This window comes from Algibacter ulvanivorans, assembly GCF_048381495.1.
Classification (GTDB): Bacteria; Bacteroidota; Bacteroidia; order Flavobacteriales; family Flavobacteriaceae; genus Algibacter_B; species Algibacter_B ulvanivorans.
On record NZ_JBLWGD010000006.1, the window covers coordinates 180452 to 198411 of the forward strand.

General features: G+C 32.3%; 15 protein-coding genes and 1 pseudogene. 9 read left to right on the forward strand and 7 right to left on the reverse strand.

The features are described 5' to 3' along the window. Positions 1–15 precede the first annotated feature (15 nt). The 3 genes from ACNG5D_RS14360 (at position 16) to ACNG5D_RS14370 (ending at position 4156) form a co-directional block, all read left to right on the forward strand. Positions 16–1533, forward strand: coding sequence for a RagB/SusD family nutrient uptake outer membrane protein (locus ACNG5D_RS14360; RefSeq protein WP_418184223.1), 1518 nt, complete (start codon positions 16–18; stop codon positions 1531–1533). Positions 1534–1542: 9 nt separating this feature from the next. Next, positions 1543–2673 carry an IPT/TIG domain-containing protein gene (locus tag ACNG5D_RS14365; protein ID WP_418184224.1) on the forward strand — a complete coding sequence of 377 codons (1131 nt, stop codon included), beginning with the start codon at positions 1543–1545 and terminating at the stop codon, positions 2671–2673. 70 nt (positions 2674–2743) lie between these two features. After that, positions 2744–4156 (forward strand): endo-1,4-beta-xylanase, encoded by a 1413-nt coding sequence (locus ACNG5D_RS14370; RefSeq protein ID WP_418184225.1) that lies wholly within the window; start codon positions 2744–2746, stop codon positions 4154–4156. A gap of 316 nt (positions 4157–4472) precedes the next feature. Here ACNG5D_RS14370 and ACNG5D_RS14375 read toward each other — a convergent pair whose 3' ends face one another. Next, entirely contained in the window at positions 4473–6671 is a 2199-nt protein-coding gene (locus tag ACNG5D_RS14375) for a beta-glucosidase family protein (protein WP_418184226.1), read from the reverse strand. A gap of 155 nt (positions 6672–6826) precedes the next feature. Between ACNG5D_RS14375 and ACNG5D_RS14380 the strand changes: the two are divergent. The 6 genes and pseudogenes from ACNG5D_RS14380 to ACNG5D_RS14405 form a co-directional block, all read left to right on the forward strand. Beyond that, a pseudogene (locus tag ACNG5D_RS14380) lies at positions 6827–6997 on the forward strand (NifU family protein); the annotation flags it as partial. Between the two features lie 89 nt (positions 6998–7086). Next, positions 7087–7287, forward strand: coding sequence for a dodecin family protein (locus ACNG5D_RS14385; protein WP_418184227.1), 201 nt, complete (start codon positions 7087–7089; stop codon positions 7285–7287). 78 nt (positions 7288–7365) lie between these two features. Next, complete coding sequence (locus ACNG5D_RS14390) at positions 7366–9471, forward strand: thioredoxin domain-containing protein (RefSeq protein ID WP_418184228.1); 2106 nt, start codon at positions 7366–7368, stop codon at positions 9469–9471. Then, positions 9468–9821, forward strand: a complete 354-nt coding sequence (locus ACNG5D_RS14395) for a DUF1304 domain-containing protein (protein WP_418184229.1) — start codon at positions 9468–9470, stop codon at positions 9819–9821. Before ACNG5D_RS14390 ends, ACNG5D_RS14395 begins: the two co-directional genes overlap by 4 nt. A 75-nt stretch (positions 9822–9896) precedes the next feature. Beyond that, a complete protein-coding gene (locus ACNG5D_RS14400; protein WP_418184230.1) occupies positions 9897–10712 on the forward strand; it encodes a mechanosensitive ion channel family protein in 816 nt (271 codons plus the stop codon). Between the two features lie 15 nt (positions 10713–10727). After that, a complete protein-coding gene (locus tag ACNG5D_RS14405; protein WP_418184231.1) occupies positions 10728–11486 on the forward strand; it encodes a hypothetical protein in 759 nt (252 codons plus the stop codon). Positions 11487–11494: 8 nt separating this feature from the next. On the opposite strand, the gene tsaB is transcribed toward ACNG5D_RS14405, so the two are convergent. The 6 genes from tsaB to ACNG5D_RS14435 form a co-directional block, all read right to left on the reverse strand. Further along, the gene (tsaB, locus tag ACNG5D_RS14410) at positions 11495–12169 is read right to left on the reverse strand and encodes a tRNA (adenosine(37)-N6)-threonylcarbamoyltransferase complex dimerization subunit type 1 TsaB (RefSeq protein ID WP_418184232.1); all 675 of its coding nucleotides are present in this window, start codon (positions 12167–12169) and stop codon (positions 11495–11497) included. A gap of 64 nt (positions 12170–12233) precedes the next feature. Beyond that, complete coding sequence (locus tag ACNG5D_RS14415; RefSeq protein WP_418184233.1) at positions 12234–13634, reverse strand: TolC family protein; 1401 nt, start codon at positions 13632–13634, stop codon at positions 12234–12236. Next, a complete protein-coding gene (locus ACNG5D_RS14420) occupies positions 13618–14736 on the reverse strand; it encodes an efflux RND transporter periplasmic adaptor subunit (protein WP_418184234.1) in 1119 nt (372 codons plus the stop codon). Before ACNG5D_RS14420 ends, ACNG5D_RS14415 begins: the two co-directional genes overlap by 17 nt. 13 nt (positions 14737–14749) lie before the next feature. After that, positions 14750–15994 (reverse strand): ABC transporter permease, encoded by a 1245-nt coding sequence (locus ACNG5D_RS14425; protein ID WP_418184235.1) that lies wholly within the window; start codon positions 15992–15994, stop codon positions 14750–14752. 2 nt (positions 15995–15996) lie between these two features. Beyond that, positions 15997–17226, reverse strand: coding sequence for an ABC transporter permease (locus ACNG5D_RS14430; RefSeq protein ID WP_418184236.1), 1230 nt, complete (start codon positions 17224–17226; stop codon positions 15997–15999). Beyond that, positions 17219–17920 carry an ABC transporter ATP-binding protein gene (locus tag ACNG5D_RS14435; RefSeq protein ID WP_418184237.1) on the reverse strand — a complete coding sequence of 234 codons (702 nt, stop codon included), beginning with the start codon at positions 17918–17920 and terminating at the stop codon, positions 17219–17221. The genes ACNG5D_RS14430 and ACNG5D_RS14435 overlap by 8 nt, the downstream gene beginning before the upstream one ends. Positions 17921–17960: the final 40 nt, after the last annotated feature.

The window sequence follows — 17960 nt, forward strand, 5'->3', positions numbered from 1 at the left end:
TTAAAATTGATTATTATGAAAAAACAAATAAAAAAGGTATTGATACTATTGACTGTCATACTTTCCATAGTATCATGTTCAGAAGATTTCACCGAGTTAAGATCGGAGAATTCATTGTGTGTAGACTGTTTACCTCCTGGAGCATCCCCATATGAAGGCATTCAAAATGGATTGTATACAAAAGGTTGGTTTGATTATAACTTTAAGGGTATGATAACCCAAGGAGATACTTATGCAGGTAATGTATGGGCTAACGATGGCGAATTTAGACCATTTGCAGAAGCATCTGTATTAAATGACAATGCGGTACTAAATAGTAATTGGACAGCCTTGTTTTCTGTAGTGAACCAATCTAACTCCTTAATGCAAGATTTAATTAGAGACAAAGATAATATTCCAGAGGACGCATTTAACCAAGGTATTGGCGTCTCAAAGTTTATGAGAGCAACTGCCTACTATTATTTAGTTAGAATATGGGGGCCTGTTCCTATTTTTGACGAAAATGCCGATGGAATAAACGCTTTTAGAAATTTAGAATCTGATGTTTATAAATTCATCGAAATGGATTTAACAGATGCCGCAGAAAAATTAACAACAGAACCAAAAACAGGGAGAATTGGTAAATACTCTGCCATGGGTATGTTGGCTAAAGTAAAATTAAATTTAAAAAAATATAATGAGGCCGCAGATTTGTGTAGAGAAGTCATAAATAGTGGTAAGTTCGATTTACTAGAAGAATATGGCAACTTATTTAACAATCCAAACTTTAACAATAGTATAGAAAGTTTATTCGCTTTACAATGGACAGTTAATTGTAATGAATGGGGCACTCAAAACACAGAACAAGCCTTTATCGTGCCATCTGGTTCAGGTATAACAGGAGGCGGAGACGGCTGGGGTTCTTATATGCCAACCATCGATTTGCCAGGGTTATACGAAGATGGTGACAAAAGAAGAAAACCATCCATTATGATTGATGGAGATTTTTACCCAGAGTTATTAAGCAAAAAAGATGGTTACACCTTTAATAAACTTCCTTCTCAAACTGCATTAAACTTCAGAAAATATATTGTTGGTTCGCCAGATGATGGATATAATGTTTGCTTCATGCGTACAGACCAAAACACAAATATGCTAAGATATGCAGATGTTTTATTAATGATGGCCGAAGCTAAATTAGCAGACAATGCTTCCACCTCTGATGGTGAAGCACTAACAGCCTTTAACAGAGTACGTTCTCGTGCAGGATTAAACTCTGTTAGTAGTATTACGCAATCCAGTTTATTTAAAGAAAGAAGAATAGAATTTTTATTAGAAGGGCAATATTATTTCGACCTTCAACGTAGAAATCGAGCTGATGCATTAGCAGAAATCGCTGCTCAAGAACGAGGTTTTTATGGTGATGATGCCAGAACAGAATTGAATTCCATTAAAGTAACGCCAACAGACGATTTCTTTTCTATGCCACTACCATCTGGTGCTATAAGCATTAATGAAAATTTAACAGCCGCTCCTGTTCCTTTTAATTTTTAAACTACAATTATGAAAAATTTAATAAAAATATATTTAGTTACGGCAATTTTTGCCATTACATTATTTTCATGCTCTGAAGATGAAGTAGAATTACCAACAATAACCTCTTTTTCATCACAAGCTAGCCCTAATGCCTCAGGCACACCTGGCGAGTTGCTAAAAATTGAAGGAACAAATTTGTCTGGTTTAGAAAAAATTATTCTAAATAATCAATTAGAAGTTAGCTTTAACCCTAATTTAAACTCTAATAATGCTATCTTTTTCAATATCCCTAATTATGATTTTGAAAACCCATATGATTTTGGGGTTCAGCCTATAAAATTCATAACAGAAAATGGAGAAATTGATTCTCAAATTAACATTATACAACCTGCTCCTGTATTTGATAAACTTAGTGTTCTTAATCCAAAACTAGGAGATAAAGTAACCATTAAAGGGAGCTGGTTTATAGGCATACAATCTGTCTACTTTGGTGAAGAACCACTAGAATACACTCTAGTTTCAGATCAAGAAATGTACTTTATAGTACCAACTGATGCTACCGAAGGACAGCATGTTATTATTACTACCGAAGCTGGAAGCACCGCAATTGTAGAGCCTGGCCCTGGTATTACAAACACAACATTTGTTAATATCAATTTTGGATTTGTTGATTATTTGTTTGAAGATTTTGATGGAAATGGTCTATATACTAGTACTTGGGGGTTTTATGGAGATGCAGGCGATTTATCTGTAACTGCTACTGGCGAAACAGGTAATTGTGCTCAATACGATTATAACGGAGGAACTGCATTTGGGTATAATGGATGCCAGAATAATGAAGCAGGTGCGTTTTTACCAAGTTCGGCCACAGAAGCCTCTAAGGTAACGTTTAAAATGATGGTAAATGCCAATGCAGGTTCATCTTTTGATGTTATTCTAGACACTTGGGCTTATAATTTTACAGTTACATCTAGTGGTTGGCAAGAAGTTTCTACTACTTTAGATCAATTTGGATCTAATTACAACCCAGGGAACGCAGCAACCGATACTGAAAAAGTTGATCCCTCTGGTGTATTACAAGTAAAAGTTTCTTTACCTAATAATGGTACTTCTTCAAGTGTACAATTTGATGACATTATATTTAGGGTAAAGGAGTAACGCTAAATATTTAAAGTAATATAATAAGGTTACTAGATTAAAAATAGTAACCTTTTTAAACATATAACAAATGAAAATAATGAAAATAAAAATGGGAATATTCTGTTTTTTAGTACTTACAATGCTAAGTTGTAGTACAGATAATGACAGTGGAAATTCCCCAGAACCCTCTGCTAAATTAAACATACCATTTGCGTCAATGGCTAGTAATATTACAGATAATTCCTTTCAAGCCAACTGGGTTTTGGTTTCCGAAGCAGAGAGTTATTTATTAGATGTTTCAACAAATAGTGATTTTTCTGTTATGCTTACTGGATATAATGCTCTTATTGTTCAAGATAATACGGTTACTGTAACAGGGCTTTCTACTGCAAGCAACTATTATTACAGGGTAAGAGCAAAAAAAGGCACAGAAATTACCAATAACTCAAATGTTATCACGGTTACAACAACAGGAGTTGCTGTTGAAGAACCCGAAGACCCAACTTTTCTTAAGGTTAAAGCCAATGCTTTAGCCAACCCTTTTTATGTAGGTGTTGCTGTTAAAGCTCATCAGCTAACAGAAGGAAGTGCTTATGATGTCGTGTTAAAAAATGAATTTAGCAGCATTACAGCTGAGTACGAAATGAAAATGAACCCAATTTCTACAGGAAGCGGTTCTTACAATTGGGAAGCTTCAGATAAAATAGTTAATTACGGAAATGATAATGGAATAAATGTTCATGGTCATGCCTTAGTTTGGCATAATGCCGTGCCAGATTGGCTATCGAATTATTCGGGAACGGACGCTGAGTTTGCATTAGAAGTAAAAAAATATATTACCGATGTAGTTACTCGTTATGCTGGAAAAATCAAATCGTGGGATGTTGTAAATGAAGCCGTTGATGATAATGGTAATATGAGAAACACCATTTTTCTTCAAAAAATGGGAGATAATTATATTAAAGATTGCTACCAATGGGCAAGAGATGCCGCTAATGCTGCAGGCGATACAAACTTATTATTATTTTATAATGATTACGCCACATCAACTAACATACCTAAGCAAAATAAAATGTTTACAATTGTTAATGATTTGAACGCAAGTAACCTTATTGATGGTGTTGGTTTTCAAATGCATAACACCTATTTAAGTCCTACTAAAGAACAAATAGAAACCGATATAAATAGAGCTGTTGCGTTAGGCTTGAAAATTCATGTTTCTGAGCTAGATATTCAAGTAAACCAAAATAACGACATTACTTACTTAACAGAAGAAAGAGCTTTAGCTCAAAAAGAAAAGTATAAGGAAATAGTTAAAATATATAACGCACTTCCTACAGCAAATAAATATGCTTTAACGGTATGGGGGTTTAAAGATAATGAATCTTGGATACCTTATAGTACAGATTTAAACCATCCTGGTAACGACTGGCCATTATTATATAATGATAAATTTGAATTAAAAAAGGCTCATACAGGATTTTTAGAAGGCTTAGATTAATTAATAGTGAAGTTGAAGTTGTTGTTTAAGATCGTCTAACAGTTTGGTTAGACGATTTTTTTTTGCTTAAGGTACCCGCTTTTTTTAGTATTTACTCATACTTTTCTCTAATCACTATTATTTAATAACATAGTAAACTTTTAATGTTTGAAATAAAAAGAAAAACTATTGTTCAATTTTACTCAAAATTAACCCTAATAAATTAAAATTATTTTCTTAACAAAAAGTCTATAGTTTAGTTTTAAGTTACCTAAATGTATATAAAAAACACCTATGTTATATAACATAGGTGTTAACTAATCGACTAACTAAATAATTATTTAATATTAATAGGGAGTGTTTTTGTTATGTTGTTAGACGCATTACCAACATAGATAATATAATCACCTTTTTCAATTTCCCAATCAGATTTATCCTCATCATAGTAAGCCAAAGTACTTACAGGAATATCAATACTAATTGTTTTACTTGAGCCAGACTGAATATTAGTTTTATTAAAACCTTTTAATTCTTTTAATGCTCTTTTTACTTTAGATTTTTTCTTGCCTACATATACTTGTACAACTTCTAATCCTTCTTCATTACCAATATTATTTACTTTACAAGAAACTGTAATGATATCTTCTTCGTTATACTTCTTTTTATTAGTTACGACATCTGAAATACTAAAATTTGTATAAGACAAACCATATCCAAAAGCAAATTGAGGCTCTACTTTTTTGGTATCGTGCCACCTATACCCTACTAAAATATCTTCTTTGTAGTGCTGATTAGTACCATCTCCAGGATAAGATAACTCGCCGTAAAAATGCGCACCATTATCTTTTAATTGTTTAGGGAATGAAAATGGAAGCTTTCCAGATGGGTTTACATCGCCACTAACCACATCTGCAATAGCATGGCCTGCCATACTACCTAAATACCAAGTTTGAATTAAACCATCAACTTTATCTAACCATGGTGTTTCAACAGCATTTCCAGTTACTAATAACATGCCTAAATTAGAATTAACAGTCTTTAATTGAGTAATAAATTCTTCTTGATTATACGGAAGTTCATAAGACTGCCTATCGTCACCTTCGCAATCCTGCAAGTGGCTTTTATTTAGTCCTCCAACATATAAAACTACATCGGCTTTTTTAGCTGTTTCAATAGCCTGAACTCTAAGAGAGTCTTGATTTAGTTTAGATGGAATAATGTTATCATAAATAGAAGGCCCAGTATGGTAACCCATAGCATGAATAATTTTTGCATTTTTATATCGTTGTTTCAAACCTTCAAGAGGCGAAATTTCAAATTGAGGTTTTAACTCAGATGATCCTCCACCAGCAGTCATAGAACGCGTAGCATTCTCACCAATAACTGCAATAGTTATACCTTTTTTATCTTCAATAGGGAAAAAGTTATTTTCGTTTTTTAATAATACTATACCTTCTTGCGCTACTTTTCTAGCTACCTCATGGTGCTCTTTATTATTTACTTTTCCAAAACCTCTATTAGGTTTTAAAGTAGTACGATACATTAATCTTAAGATACGTCTTACCTTATCATCAACCACAGATTCTTCAATTTCACCCTGCTTTATAGCTTTTAAAAATGGTGAAGCCAAATAATAATAATCATAATGGTTAGAGGTTGTGGTGCCTAAGCCATCGGTTCCTGTTCCCATTTCCATATCTAATCCATTTAACGCAGCTTCCATAGTATCATGAGTAGAGCTCCAATCACTAATTACTACACCATCAAAACCCCAATCATTTTTTAATATTTTATTAGTTAAAAGCTCATGGTGTGTGGTATGCTGTCCTCTAAATTTATTGTAGGCTCCCATAATAGACCAAACACCTGCTTCTTTTACCGCGGCTTTAAAGGCTGGCAGATAAATTTCATGTAATGCTCTATCGCTAGCTTCAACATTTATGGTACTTCTCCAATGTTCTTGATTGTTTAGTGCAAAATGTTTAACACATGCAGCCACATTATTCTTTTGAACACCTTTAATATATGGTACAACCAATTTGGAAGCCAAATAAGGATCTTCTCCTAAGTATTCAAAATTTCTACCATTTAGGGGTGTTCTATAAATATTAACACCTGGCCCTAGTAGAACATCTTTTTCTCTGTAAAGTGCTTCTTCTCCAATACTTTTACCAAATTGAGCAGATAACTCTGGATTGAATGATGCTGCCAAACATGTTAATGCAGGAAAAGCTGTAATGGAATCGTTTGTCCATCCTGCATAGTCCCAAGAATCCCAACTAATTTCTGCTCTCACTCCATGAGGTCCATCAGACATCCAAATCTCAGGGATACCTAACCGCTCAACACCCTTAGTACTAAATTTTGATTGTGCATGACACATCGCTACCTTTTCTTCTAATGTTAATAATGATAAAATACTGTCAATCTTTACAGTAATAATATCTTCTTTGCTTTTTTTTGTAGCTGTATTTTGAGAATAGGTTAAGCTAAAAGTTAAAAATGTAAAGAGGAATGAAATATAATACTTATTCATATTAAGTTTTTTAAAAAATTAAAGTGTTTATTACAATTGTAAAATTAACGCATCGACCTAAAGCTGTTTAAAACTAATCAAGCATTTATTAGAATAATTACACGATTATACTTGTTAGGAGGTACAATTAGGGTTTACTTAGGTAATTATTCTAAAATATTCAATTTATTTCTTACAATTCGGCAGAAAAAAATGTAAGTGTTATGCTTCAAGGTGCCTGTAGTGGTTGCCCATCATCTACTTACACATTAAAAAGTGGAATTGAAAACATGCTTAAAGAAATGCTACCCGGAAAAGTTGAAACTGTTGAAGCTATTAATGGTTAATTAACTGTGACTTTTTTAGTGTTATTAGGTCTAAAACACACAAAGTCTTCAATTTAGAAGACTAAACATCTAATTTAAACCTAAAAATTATGGCAGTATTAAAAGTTATTGAAGTATTAGCAAACTCAGAAAAAAGTTGGGAAGACGCCACTAAAAAAGCAGTAAAACACGCATCAAAAAGTGTTAAAAACATTCGTTCTGTATACATTCAAGACCAGAGTGCTAGTGTTAAAAATGGTGAAGTTGCAGATTTTAGAGTAAACCTAAAAATAACCTTCGAGGTAGAGTAAACCCTATCCCAAAACAAAACTTATAGCGTTCGAGTACCGAACGCTTTTTTTATGGTATAAATTCGCTAACTTTGGTAAATGAAGCATTTAATTCCTCTAATCTTTTTCACATTAATTATTGGTTGTAAAAAACAAAACCAAAAACCTGCAAAACACCAATATACCAACGCCCTTGTAAACGAGACTAGCCCATATTTACTACAACATGCGCACAACCCAGTAAACTGGAACCCATGGAACGAAACCACTTTACAACAAGCAAAAACCAAAAACAAACTAATACTTATTAGTGTTGGTTATGCAGCTTGCCATTGGTGCCATGTTATGGAGCACGAAAGCTTTCAAGACAGCATTGTGGCTCAGGTAATGAATAAAAATTTTATTAATATAAAAGTAGATAGAGAAGAACGCCCAGACGTAGACCAAGTATACATGAATGCTGTACAACTCATGACAGGTAGCGGCGGTTGGCCATTAAACGTTATTGCATTACCCGACGGCAGACCAGTTTGGGGTGGCACATATTTTAATAAAACCCAATGGACAGATGCTTTAAACCAGATTTCAACACTATACAATGAAAGTCCAGAAAAGCTCCATGAATACGCCAATAAACTTGAAGAAGGCATTAAATCGTTAGATATTGTTAAGTTAAACGCCAATGCACCTATTTTTGAAAAAACTTTTATAGAGCAAGCTGTTAAAAATTGGTCTAAACAATTTGATAATGTTCAAGGAGGCATGAATAAGGCACCAAAATTTATGATGCCAAACAACTACCATTTTCTGTTAAGATACGCTTATCAAAGCAACAATAAAAACATATTAGACTATGTTAACTTAACGCTTAAAAAAATGGCATATGGCGGTATTTTTGATCAAATAGGCGGCGGGTTTTCAAGATATGCTGTAGATACCAAATGGCATGTTCCTCATTTTGAAAAAATGTTATACGATAATGGGCAATTAGTTAGTCTATATGCCGATGCTTATCTTATTACCAAAAACCCACTTTACAAAAACGTGGTTAACGAAACATTGGCGTACGTAAAACAAAACATGACCAAAGAAAACGGCGCTTTTTATTCATCGCTCGATGCCGATAGTAATACAGCAAAAGGCAAACTAGAAGAAGGCGCTTTTTATGTTTGGACTAAAAACGAATTAAACACACTTCTAAAAGAAGATTTTAAACTATTTTCCGATTACTATAACGTTAATAATTACGGCTTTTGGGAACATGATAATTATATACTTATTAGAAAAGATGATGACAACACCATATTAAAAACACATAACTTAACGCCAACCAATTTAATCAATAAAAAAAACAAATGGAAAAACATACTTCTAGAAGCACGTAATAAAAGAGCAAAACCTAGATTGGACGACAAAACCTTAACCTCTTGGAATGCTTTAATGCTAAAAGGATATATAGATGCTTATCGTGTTTTTAAAAATCAAGATTATCTCGCTTCCGCGGAAAAAAACGCTAATTTTATAATAAATAATCAATTACGAAAAGACGGAGGTTTAAACCATAATTATAAAAACGGAAAAAGTAGTATAAATGGATATTTAGAAGATTATGCTACTACTATTGAAGCTTTTATTACTCTATACGAAAACACATTAAATGAAAAATGGTTAATTACTGCCAAAGATTTAACAAATTACACCTTTACTCATTTTTTTGATAAAAGCAGTAACATGTTCTTTTTTACATCCAACAATGATGCTTCATTAGTATCTAGAAGCATAGAATATAGAGATAACGTAATACCTGCTAGCAATTCTATCATGGCTAAAAATCTACTTAAATTATCGCACTACTTCGATAATGAAAAATTTAGTACAACAGCAACAACCATGCTTAATAATGTAAAACCAGAAATGCAAGATTACCCTTCAGGATATTCAAATTGGTTCGACTTAATGCTAAATTACACAAACCCATATTATGAAATTGCCATTGTTGGCAAAGATGCAATAAAGAAAATAACCGAATTAAATAAAAACTATATTCCTAATAAACTTATAGCCGGAAGCACTTCAGAAAACAATATGCCCTTATTAGAAAATAGATACACACCAAATAACACTTACATTTATGTTTGTGTAAATAAAGCCTGTAAACTACCAGTTACAAAAATAAACGAAGCTTTAAAATTTATAAAAAAATGACACTCGCAACAATTTTACTTATTGCATTTGTAGCTCTTGAGCATTTGTACTTTTTAATTTTAGAAATGTTTTTTTGGACTAAGCCCAAAGGCATTAAAACCTTTGGATTAAAATCTAAACAATTTGCAGAAAACACCAAAGTATTAGCAGCAAACCAAGGCCTTTACAATGGTTTTCTTGCAGCTGGTCTTGTTTACACAATAATTAAAAACGACTTACAAACAGCAATCTTCTTTCTAATTTGTGTGACCATAGCTGACCTATATGGGTCTTACTCTACAAAGCAAATAAAACTATTTTATGTACAGGCCATACCTGCCATTATTGCATTAATTTTTTGCTTAATTTAAAAAACATTTAACCATTTTAAAACTTAAAAACTTACTATAGTTTTTATTTTTACAATTACTAAAACTTTAAAAATTATGAATTTAGAAAACATCGACACAGAAAAATGGCTACAACTAGGATTGGATTACGGACTAAAAATTCTTGGTGCCATTGTCATTTGGATAGTTGGCTCTTGGGTCATTAAAAAATTACTAAAAGCTACTACAAAAATAATGTCTAAACAAAACTACGATGAAAGTTTGCAAAAATTTTTATTAAACCTATTAAGTTGGATATTAAAAATTGTATTAATTGTTGTAGTTCTTGGAACTGTTGGTGTAGAAACCACATCGTTTGCTGCCATATTAGCCGCAGCTGGTTTAGCCGTTGGTATGGCCTTACAAGGCTCGTTAGGAAATTTTGCTGGAGGTGTTTTAATAATGATATTCAAACCTTTTAAAATTGGAGATTTAATTGAGGCTCAAGGCGAAATTGGTGTTGTAAAAGAAATTGAAATATTTACTACTAAGCTAACAGGCTTATCTAATAGAGAAATTATAATTCCAAATGGTTCACTTTCTAACGGAAATATTATAAATTACACTACCGAAGGTACACGTCGTGTAGATTTAACCTTTGGAGTTGGTTACGATTCTGATATTAAAAAAACAAAAGAGGTATTAATGAATGTTTTAACCTCGCACCCAAAAGTATTAAAAGAACCTGCACCAACAGTTAATGTATCTGAATTAGCAGACAGCTCGATTAATTTTGCAGTAAGACCTTGGAGTACCGCAGACGATTATTGGGATGTTTACTTTGGTATAACCGAAGATGTAAAAGAAGCACTTGATAAAGCAGGAATTGAAATTCCTTACCCACACCAAGTTGAAATACAAAAACAAGGGTAATTAAACTTAAAAAAAATGAAAAAGGCACTTCTCGTATTTTGTATTATATTTTCATTCAACACCATGTTGGGACAAATATTTACAAAAGGAGATGGGCAAGTTATATCAAGTTCTAACTTTGGTTTTATAAAAGGAAACCACTTACCAGATGGTTTTTTAAGTTCGGATGGAAGCAACCTTAGGTACGAAAACATACAAGGTTCGCCTTATATAAATAATAACTCTGGCGCAGAAAACAACTTACCTATTGGTAAAGCGTATACAGAAAATTCAAAATATATTGGTACGGCATTTATTAGATACAATGCCTATACAGATAACATGGAAATATCATTAATGGATGATGGTGTTGATTATTATTTATTAAAAAAAGAAATAGGTTTTTTATATATAGTATTAAAAAAGAAAACATATAGAGCTTATGAATATTTAGACAATAACAAAAAAGCTTTAGGCTTTTTTGTTATTGAATCTGAAAAAGACACAAACATGTGTACCTTACTTAAAAAAGAGAAAGTCATTTTTAAAGAAGAAACAAAGCCTAAAAACAGTTTTTTAACCTCGAGTCCTGCTCGTTTTAATAGAATTAAAGACACCTATTATTTAATGTTTGAAAACAAAGCCAAACTTGTTCCTAAAAAAAGGAAAGATTTATGGGTGTTATTTCCTGAAAAACAAAAAGAAATAAAAGCTTTTATAGAGTCTGAAAAAATTAAACCGACTAATATAAACGATTTACAAAACGTTGTTAATTATTACAACTCGTTATTTTAATAAAACTTTTATTTAGCTTTTGGTTTTAAAGCCACAAAATCTTTTAAATAATAAGGTTCAAAATAAGCAACATCTTCGGTGTTGCTTATTTTATATTTATGGTATGCTATTAAGCTCATCTCGTTAGCCGATGGCAATTTATCTTCAATAAAACACGCATTAGGATGGTTTATTAATGCTTTAGTTTTCTCTACGCCATTACCAATAAAATAAACCTTGCCTTGTTGTAAATAATGGCTAAAAGAAGTGTTGTCTAGTATTTGAGCCTTGGTATCTCTAATTTGATTGTAATTTGCATCATAAACTGCAGAATACACCTCCATACGTCTGGCATCAAGCATAGAAACTATAACGCCCTCATTAATTTTAACTTGATGCGCCAAGGCATCTAAAGTAGGTATGGAAATTAATGGAATGTTTAATGCAAAGCATAATCCTTTTGCTGCCGATACACCAATACGTAAACCCGTATAAGAACCAGGGCCTTTACTAACGGCAATAGCATCTAAATTATTCGAAGTTATTTTTGCTTCCTTTAAAACATCATTAATATAAACGTGAAGCCGTTCGGCATGCGAATAACCTTTATCGTTATCTTCTTTTAAAACAATAGTTTCTCCGTTTTTTGAAAGAGATACCGAACAATTAGTTGTTGCTGTTTCTATATTTAATATGTAAGCCAATAGTTTTTATTTAAAAAAAGTAATTCCCGCAAAAAACGGGAACTACAAATTAAAGAAATATTTTTTACTCTAAAGTTATTGGAATACCATAATAGAACTCTAAAAGTTTAGTTTTAAAAACAAAATTGAACTTAGAGTTTGCTAATGTAGATTGCGCACTTATTAGCCTGTTTCTAACTTGTTCGAACTCGAAAGCCGTCATAGTACCATAATTATAACTTTCTTGAGCTGCTCTAAAAGCTTCTTCTTGAGCATTTAATGATGCTTCTGAAGCTCTAAATTGATTTAAGGCCGCTCTTGCATCAAAATAAGCATTTTCAATAGTCGATCTTAAATCTTGCTTTGCTTGCTCTAAACCAAGTGTAATACGCTCTTTATTTATAACGGCTCTATCAACACTAGACCTTGTTCTATTTCCGTTAAAAATTGGAATATTTAAACTTACACCAATATTATAACCAAGGTTATCATTAAATTGTTTACCAAAACCATTAGGAATAGAACTAACCATACCTGTATTAGGATCTATAATTGTACGTCTATCTTTTTCGCCTAATGTATGTTGGTACGAAGTTCCTAAACCTGCGCCCAAACTTATAGTTGGGTAAAATGCTGCCTTGGCTAACTCGATATCTAATTGCGAATTTTCTATACTTAATTCTGCCGCTTTAATTTCTGGTCTGTCTGTTACAGCTTTACTAAATATTTTTTCTGTATCTGTATAGGCTAGTTCGGCAGAATCTAAATTAAAGTTTACATCTTCAATATCAAATCCGGCTTGAGGTATTTGTAATAATTGAGATAAGTTTAATAATGCTAAATCAATTCCGTTTTGGGCTGTAATTAACTGCTCGTTATTACTTGCTAATTGAGCCTGTACATTAAATAAGTCTGATTTTGGGTTTACACCTTCTTCAACTAAAGTTTTTATATTTTCAATTTGTTGTTTAGTTACTCTTACCTGCTCTTCGGCTATTTTATAATTTTCTTTGCTTAACAATGCATTTAAATAACTGTTAACTACAAATAGAGAAATATCGTCTTTTAGTTTTTGTAATTGTAACTCGCTAGACTTTAAACCTAGTTTTGCTTGCTTATATAATGTTGTATTTCTATACCCATTAAATAAAGTAACACCTGCATTTAAGCCTAAATTAGTACCAAATGTGTTACTAGAAATTCTGCTACCATCTTGCCCTAAATAAGAACCAAAATTAAAATTTCCTGATGTTGAACCGCTTACATTAGGTAAAAAATTACCTTTTGCACTTGTTATGTTTTCTTGAGCAATTTCGGTATCTAAAGACGATTGCTTTACAGATATATTATTTTCTAAAGCATAGTCTACACATTCTTGTAAGGTCCACTTTTTGTCTTGAGCAAAAGAAGATGCTACAATTAAAAGTAAACAAGAAACCAAAGTACTTTTAAAGCGTAATGTTTTCATATTAATCATTGTCTTCATCTTCGTTATCTTTTGATGCCTTATTCCAAACTTTTATTTTATCGCCTTCTTTAACGCCTTCGGTAATTTCAACATTAATACCATCAGACAGGCCAAGTTCTACATTTTGTTTTTCAAATTTATTATCGCCTTTCATGATTTCAACAAAAGGCTTTTCTGTAATTCTGTTATACTGTAAAAGCGCTTCTCTTATAACTAAAACGCTGTCTTTACTTTCTATTTCTATTTCGGCATTTGCACTATAACCAGCTCTTATATTGGTTTGAGAATCTATGGTAACATCGGCTTTTATTGTAAATTGTACTGCTCCGTTTTCTTCAATACCTTTAGGTGCTACAAATGTTAATTTAGCCGGAAATTCTTTATCTCTTATTGCGCCTAAAATAACTTTAATTTCTTTTCCTTCTTGAACTTTACCAACTTCTGCTTCGTCTAACTTACCTTCAAAAATCATTAAACTCATATCTGCAATGGTTGCTATAGTTGTACCTGCATTAAAACTGTTACTTTCTATAACTTGATCGCCCTCTCTAACAGGAATTTCAAGAATAGTACCTGCTATTTGAGCAATAATATTTGTGTTTGCAGAGCTACCTCCTGAGATAGAACCTCGTTTAATAATTTGATAATCGTTTTGAGCTTGCCTTAAAGCTTCTTTGGCTTGATTGAAGGATAGCTCGCTATTTTCGAAAACTTGAAGCGCAATTACACCTTTTTCAAATAAAGATTTATTTCTTGTATAAAGTACATTAGCATTATCATAAGATAATTTAGCGGTACTAATTCTACTTTTTGCGCTTACTAAATTTTGCTCGTTTGGTACTACCCTAATAGTGGCTATTAAGTCGCCTTTTTTTACTTTATCGCCTTCTTCAACAAGTATTTTGTCTACTATACCAGCTATTTGAGGTTTTAGTTCTATTTCTTCTTCTGGATTTAGTTTTCCTGTTGCAACAGCTTTTGTATCTATTGAGCTATAAAAAGGCTCTTCAACTTTATAGTCTACAACATCTTTCGAGTTGGCATCTTTAAAATACTTTAACACGAATACTAATGCTATAATAGCAACTAATACTAAAATAATTTTTACTGTTTTATTCATTTTATTTGATTGTTTATTCTTCTCTTAATGCTTCAATTGGTTTTATACTGGTAGCTTTAAATGCTGGTATTAATCCTATTAATGTTCCTAAAACAACTAGAATTACTAATGCTATAAATACTACGGCTATAGATACAGAGGCGTTTACAATAGCGGCATCGTCTCCTTGCCCGAAAGCTGAGTCTAGGCCTATTAAAATCCATCCTCCTGTTATTATTCCAAATAGTCCAGCTACTATGGTTAAAAAAACAGCCTCGACAACTATTTGTCTTTTTATTTCAAAAGGTGTTGCTCCTAATGCTCTTCTTACTCCTATTTCTTTAGTGCGCTCTTTAACTGTTATTAATAATATGTTTCCTATGGCAAATACTCCTGCTATTAGAGTTGCTATACCAACAAACCATGTTAAAAATTGCATACCAATTAAAAACCCTGTTATTTTAGCAAACTCATTTCCTAAGTTAAAGCTTCCAAAGGCGCGTTTATCTTTAGGGTGAATTTTGTTAAGGTTTTTAAGTAATAATTTAGCGTCTTCTTCTATTTGAGAGATATCGTAATTTGGTTTTCCAGTAATCATCATCCAACCAATTTGATCGCCTTGATTATATATTTGCTGAAATGTAGTGAATGGTATATGCATATCTGAGGTTGGCCCCATATTTACATTACCGTTTTCAAACATACCTATAACCTTGAAATTTATTTTATTTATTTCAATGTATGCTCCTATTGGCATTTCGTCTTTTTCAAAAAGTTGTTTATAGGCATCTTCAGAAATAACAACTACTTTTTTATTATCATCGATATCATTTTGATTAATAAACCTACCGTGTACTAACTTTTTCTTTTGAACTTGGTCTAACAAAGGATAATCTCCGTTTAACCCAAACGTTCCTGACAAGAAATTTCTAACAACTACAGCTTGATTTTGATTTCTAGGTACTACAAACTCTATACCTTCAACATTTTCTTCTACCTTTTTAGCATCGGTTAATGATAAATTTACGCGTCTGCCTTCTTGAAAACCTTGAAAAGGTTTGCTAGTGCTTTGCCCCCAAACAAACACACTATTTGTCGCAAAGCTTCCAAATAGGCGGTTAAAAGAGTTTTCTAATCCGCGTGCAGATCCTAATAGCCCGATAAGCAATAATATGCCCCACCAAACGCCTACCATAGTAAGAATAGACCTTAGTTTGTTTTTACTAAAGCTATCGTAAACTTCTTGCCATGTATCTCTATCGAATAAAAATTTAAACATGCTTAATCATTTCTTAGTGCTACAATAGGTTTTATTTGCGATGCCTTTTTTGCCGGCAAATACCCTGCAATGGCGCCTGCTATAATTAATGTAAGTGTAGCGCCTATTACTAAACCATTACTTACGCCAGGGTCTTTTATAAAATAATCTTTTAAGCTAGGGCCTACCAACTCTAAAACACCTACACCTAATAATAAACCAACATAACCTGCTATGGCTGTAATAAGTATAGATTCTATTAATATAATTGAAACTATAGATTTTGGTGAAGCCCCTAAGGCTTTACGAATTCCTATTTCTTTGGTACGCTCTTTAACTATAAAAATCATGATATTACTAACGCCTACAATGCCTGCTATTAGAGTACCAAAGCCTATTACTAATATTATAAACGTTAATCCTACCGTCATTTGACTTACTGCTTTTGTACCTTCGGCCATGTTTCGAACACGAATGGCACGTTGGTCGCTTCTGGCTACAGAAAACCTGTTTTTTAGTTTTTTTGTTAATAGTGTACTAAAAGCTAAGGCTTGATCGTAATTTAATTTTGGGTTGTAGGTTAAATTTATTTGATCTATATAATCGTTATTACCATAAAGATATTGGGCTGTGGTAATTGGCATATAAATTAGTCGTTCTTCGTTATCGCCACCATCATCGGTAAAAACACCTACTACTTTGTATTGAATACCACCAAGGTTAATATACTTTCCTAAAGCTTTGGTTTTTAAAAATAAATCTTCTTCTACCAGTCTTCCAATTACTACTGTTTTGGTTTTATTTTTTAAGTCGTTTTGGTTTATATAACGACCTTCTTTTATCATCGTTTTTTCTAAATATTGATGATCTGGATGAACGGCTCTAATATTATATGAGTTTTGTTCTCCTTTGTAAGATGCTTGAAAATTTTTGTAAATTCTTGCTGTGATAAACTCTACTTTATCATCAAAATCTTCCTTTACATAATCTAAGTCTTCGTTTTTAAACTGAATTTGCCTGCCTGCCTGAAGTCCTTTATTTGCTTTAGTTGTTCTTCCTGAGTTAATAAAAATGGAGTTGTTAGCATCATCAACAAAAGCTTCGGCAAAGGTATTTTGTAATCCATTTGCAATTCCAAAAAGTATAGTAAATAATAAAATAGCAAATGCAACAGTAAAACCAGAAAGTAAGCTTCTAGTTCTGTTCATATTGATACTCTGAAATATTTCGCGCCAAAGATCTATATCAAACATACTGTTCTGCTCTTACTTGAGTTACCTTTACGTCTTCCATTATAACACCATCTTTAAGACGTACAATACGTTTACACATATTAGCAATATCTTCTTCGTGTGTTACCATTAATATGGTTTTTCCTTCATCATTTAACTGTTGGATAAAGGCCATAATATCGTAAGATGTTTTTGTGTCTAGAGCGCCTGTAGGCTCGTCGGCTAATAATAATTTTGGATTTGCAGCCAAGGCTCTAGCAATAGCTACACGTTGTTTTTGTCCTCCAGAAAGTTCTTTTGGCAAGTGATCTGCCCAATTTGCTAATCCTACTTTTTCTAAATGAAATAGGGCTTTTTCTTGACGTTCTTTTCGTTTTAACCCTTGATAATATAATGGTAGTGCTACATTTTCAAGCGCATTTTTGTAATTTATTAAATTGAAAGATTGAAAAATAAATCCTAAAAACTTATTTCTGTAAACTGCGGCTTTTTTTTCTGTAAGGTTTTTTATAGGAAGTTCATCTAAAATATATTCGCCAGAATCTGCTTCGTCTAACATTCCAATAATGTTTAACAATGTAGATTTTCCAGATCCTGAAGAACCCATGATAGCTACCATTTCTCCTTCTTCTACATTAATATCTATTCCTTTTAATACATGCAAACTTGAGTCTCCTATAGGATAGGATTTATGAAGCTGATGAATCTTTAACATGGTTTGATTGATTTAGTTATGCTAATCAGTTTTTAATTAG

What these genes read in the sequence shown, in the direction of transcription:
- ACNG5D_RS14360 (WP_418184223.1), top strand. Translation starts at nt 16, where the DNA reads ATGAAAAAACAAATAAAAAAGGTATTGATACTATTGACTGTCATACTT.
- ACNG5D_RS14365 (WP_418184224.1), top strand. Translation starts at nt 1,543, where the DNA reads ATGAAAAATTTAATAAAAATATATTTAGTTACGGCAATTTTTGCCATT.
- ACNG5D_RS14370 (WP_418184225.1), top strand. Translation starts at nt 2,744, where the DNA reads ATGAAAATAATGAAAATAAAAATGGGAATATTCTGTTTTTTAGTACTT.
- ACNG5D_RS14375 (WP_418184226.1), bottom strand. Translation starts at nt 6,671, where the DNA reads ATGAATAAGTATTATATTTCATTCCTCTTTACATTTTTAACTTTTAGC.
- ACNG5D_RS14385 (WP_418184227.1), top strand. Translation starts at nt 7,087, where the DNA reads ATGGCAGTATTAAAAGTTATTGAAGTATTAGCAAACTCAGAAAAAAGT.
- ACNG5D_RS14390 (WP_418184228.1), top strand. Translation starts at nt 7,366, where the DNA reads ATGAAGCATTTAATTCCTCTAATCTTTTTCACATTAATTATTGGTTGT.
- ACNG5D_RS14395 (WP_418184229.1), top strand. Translation starts at nt 9,468, where the DNA reads ATGACACTCGCAACAATTTTACTTATTGCATTTGTAGCTCTTGAGCAT.
- ACNG5D_RS14400 (WP_418184230.1), top strand. Translation starts at nt 9,897, where the DNA reads ATGAATTTAGAAAACATCGACACAGAAAAATGGCTACAACTAGGATTG.
- ACNG5D_RS14405 (WP_418184231.1), top strand. Translation starts at nt 10,728, where the DNA reads ATGAAAAAGGCACTTCTCGTATTTTGTATTATATTTTCATTCAACACC.
- ACNG5D_RS14415 (WP_418184233.1), bottom strand. Translation starts at nt 13,634, where the DNA reads ATGAAGACAATGATTAATATGAAAACATTACGCTTTAAAAGTACTTTG.
- ACNG5D_RS14420 (WP_418184234.1), bottom strand. Translation starts at nt 14,736, where the DNA reads ATGAATAAAACAGTAAAAATTATTTTAGTATTAGTTGCTATTATAGCA.
- ACNG5D_RS14425 (WP_418184235.1), bottom strand. Translation starts at nt 15,994, where the DNA reads ATGTTTAAATTTTTATTCGATAGAGATACATGGCAAGAAGTTTACGAT.
- ACNG5D_RS14430 (WP_418184236.1), bottom strand. Translation starts at nt 17,226, where the DNA reads ATGTTTGATATAGATCTTTGGCGCGAAATATTTCAGAGTATCAATATG.
- ACNG5D_RS14435 (WP_418184237.1), bottom strand. Translation starts at nt 17,920, where the DNA reads ATGTTAAAGATTCATCAGCTTCATAAATCCTATCCTATAGGAGACTCA.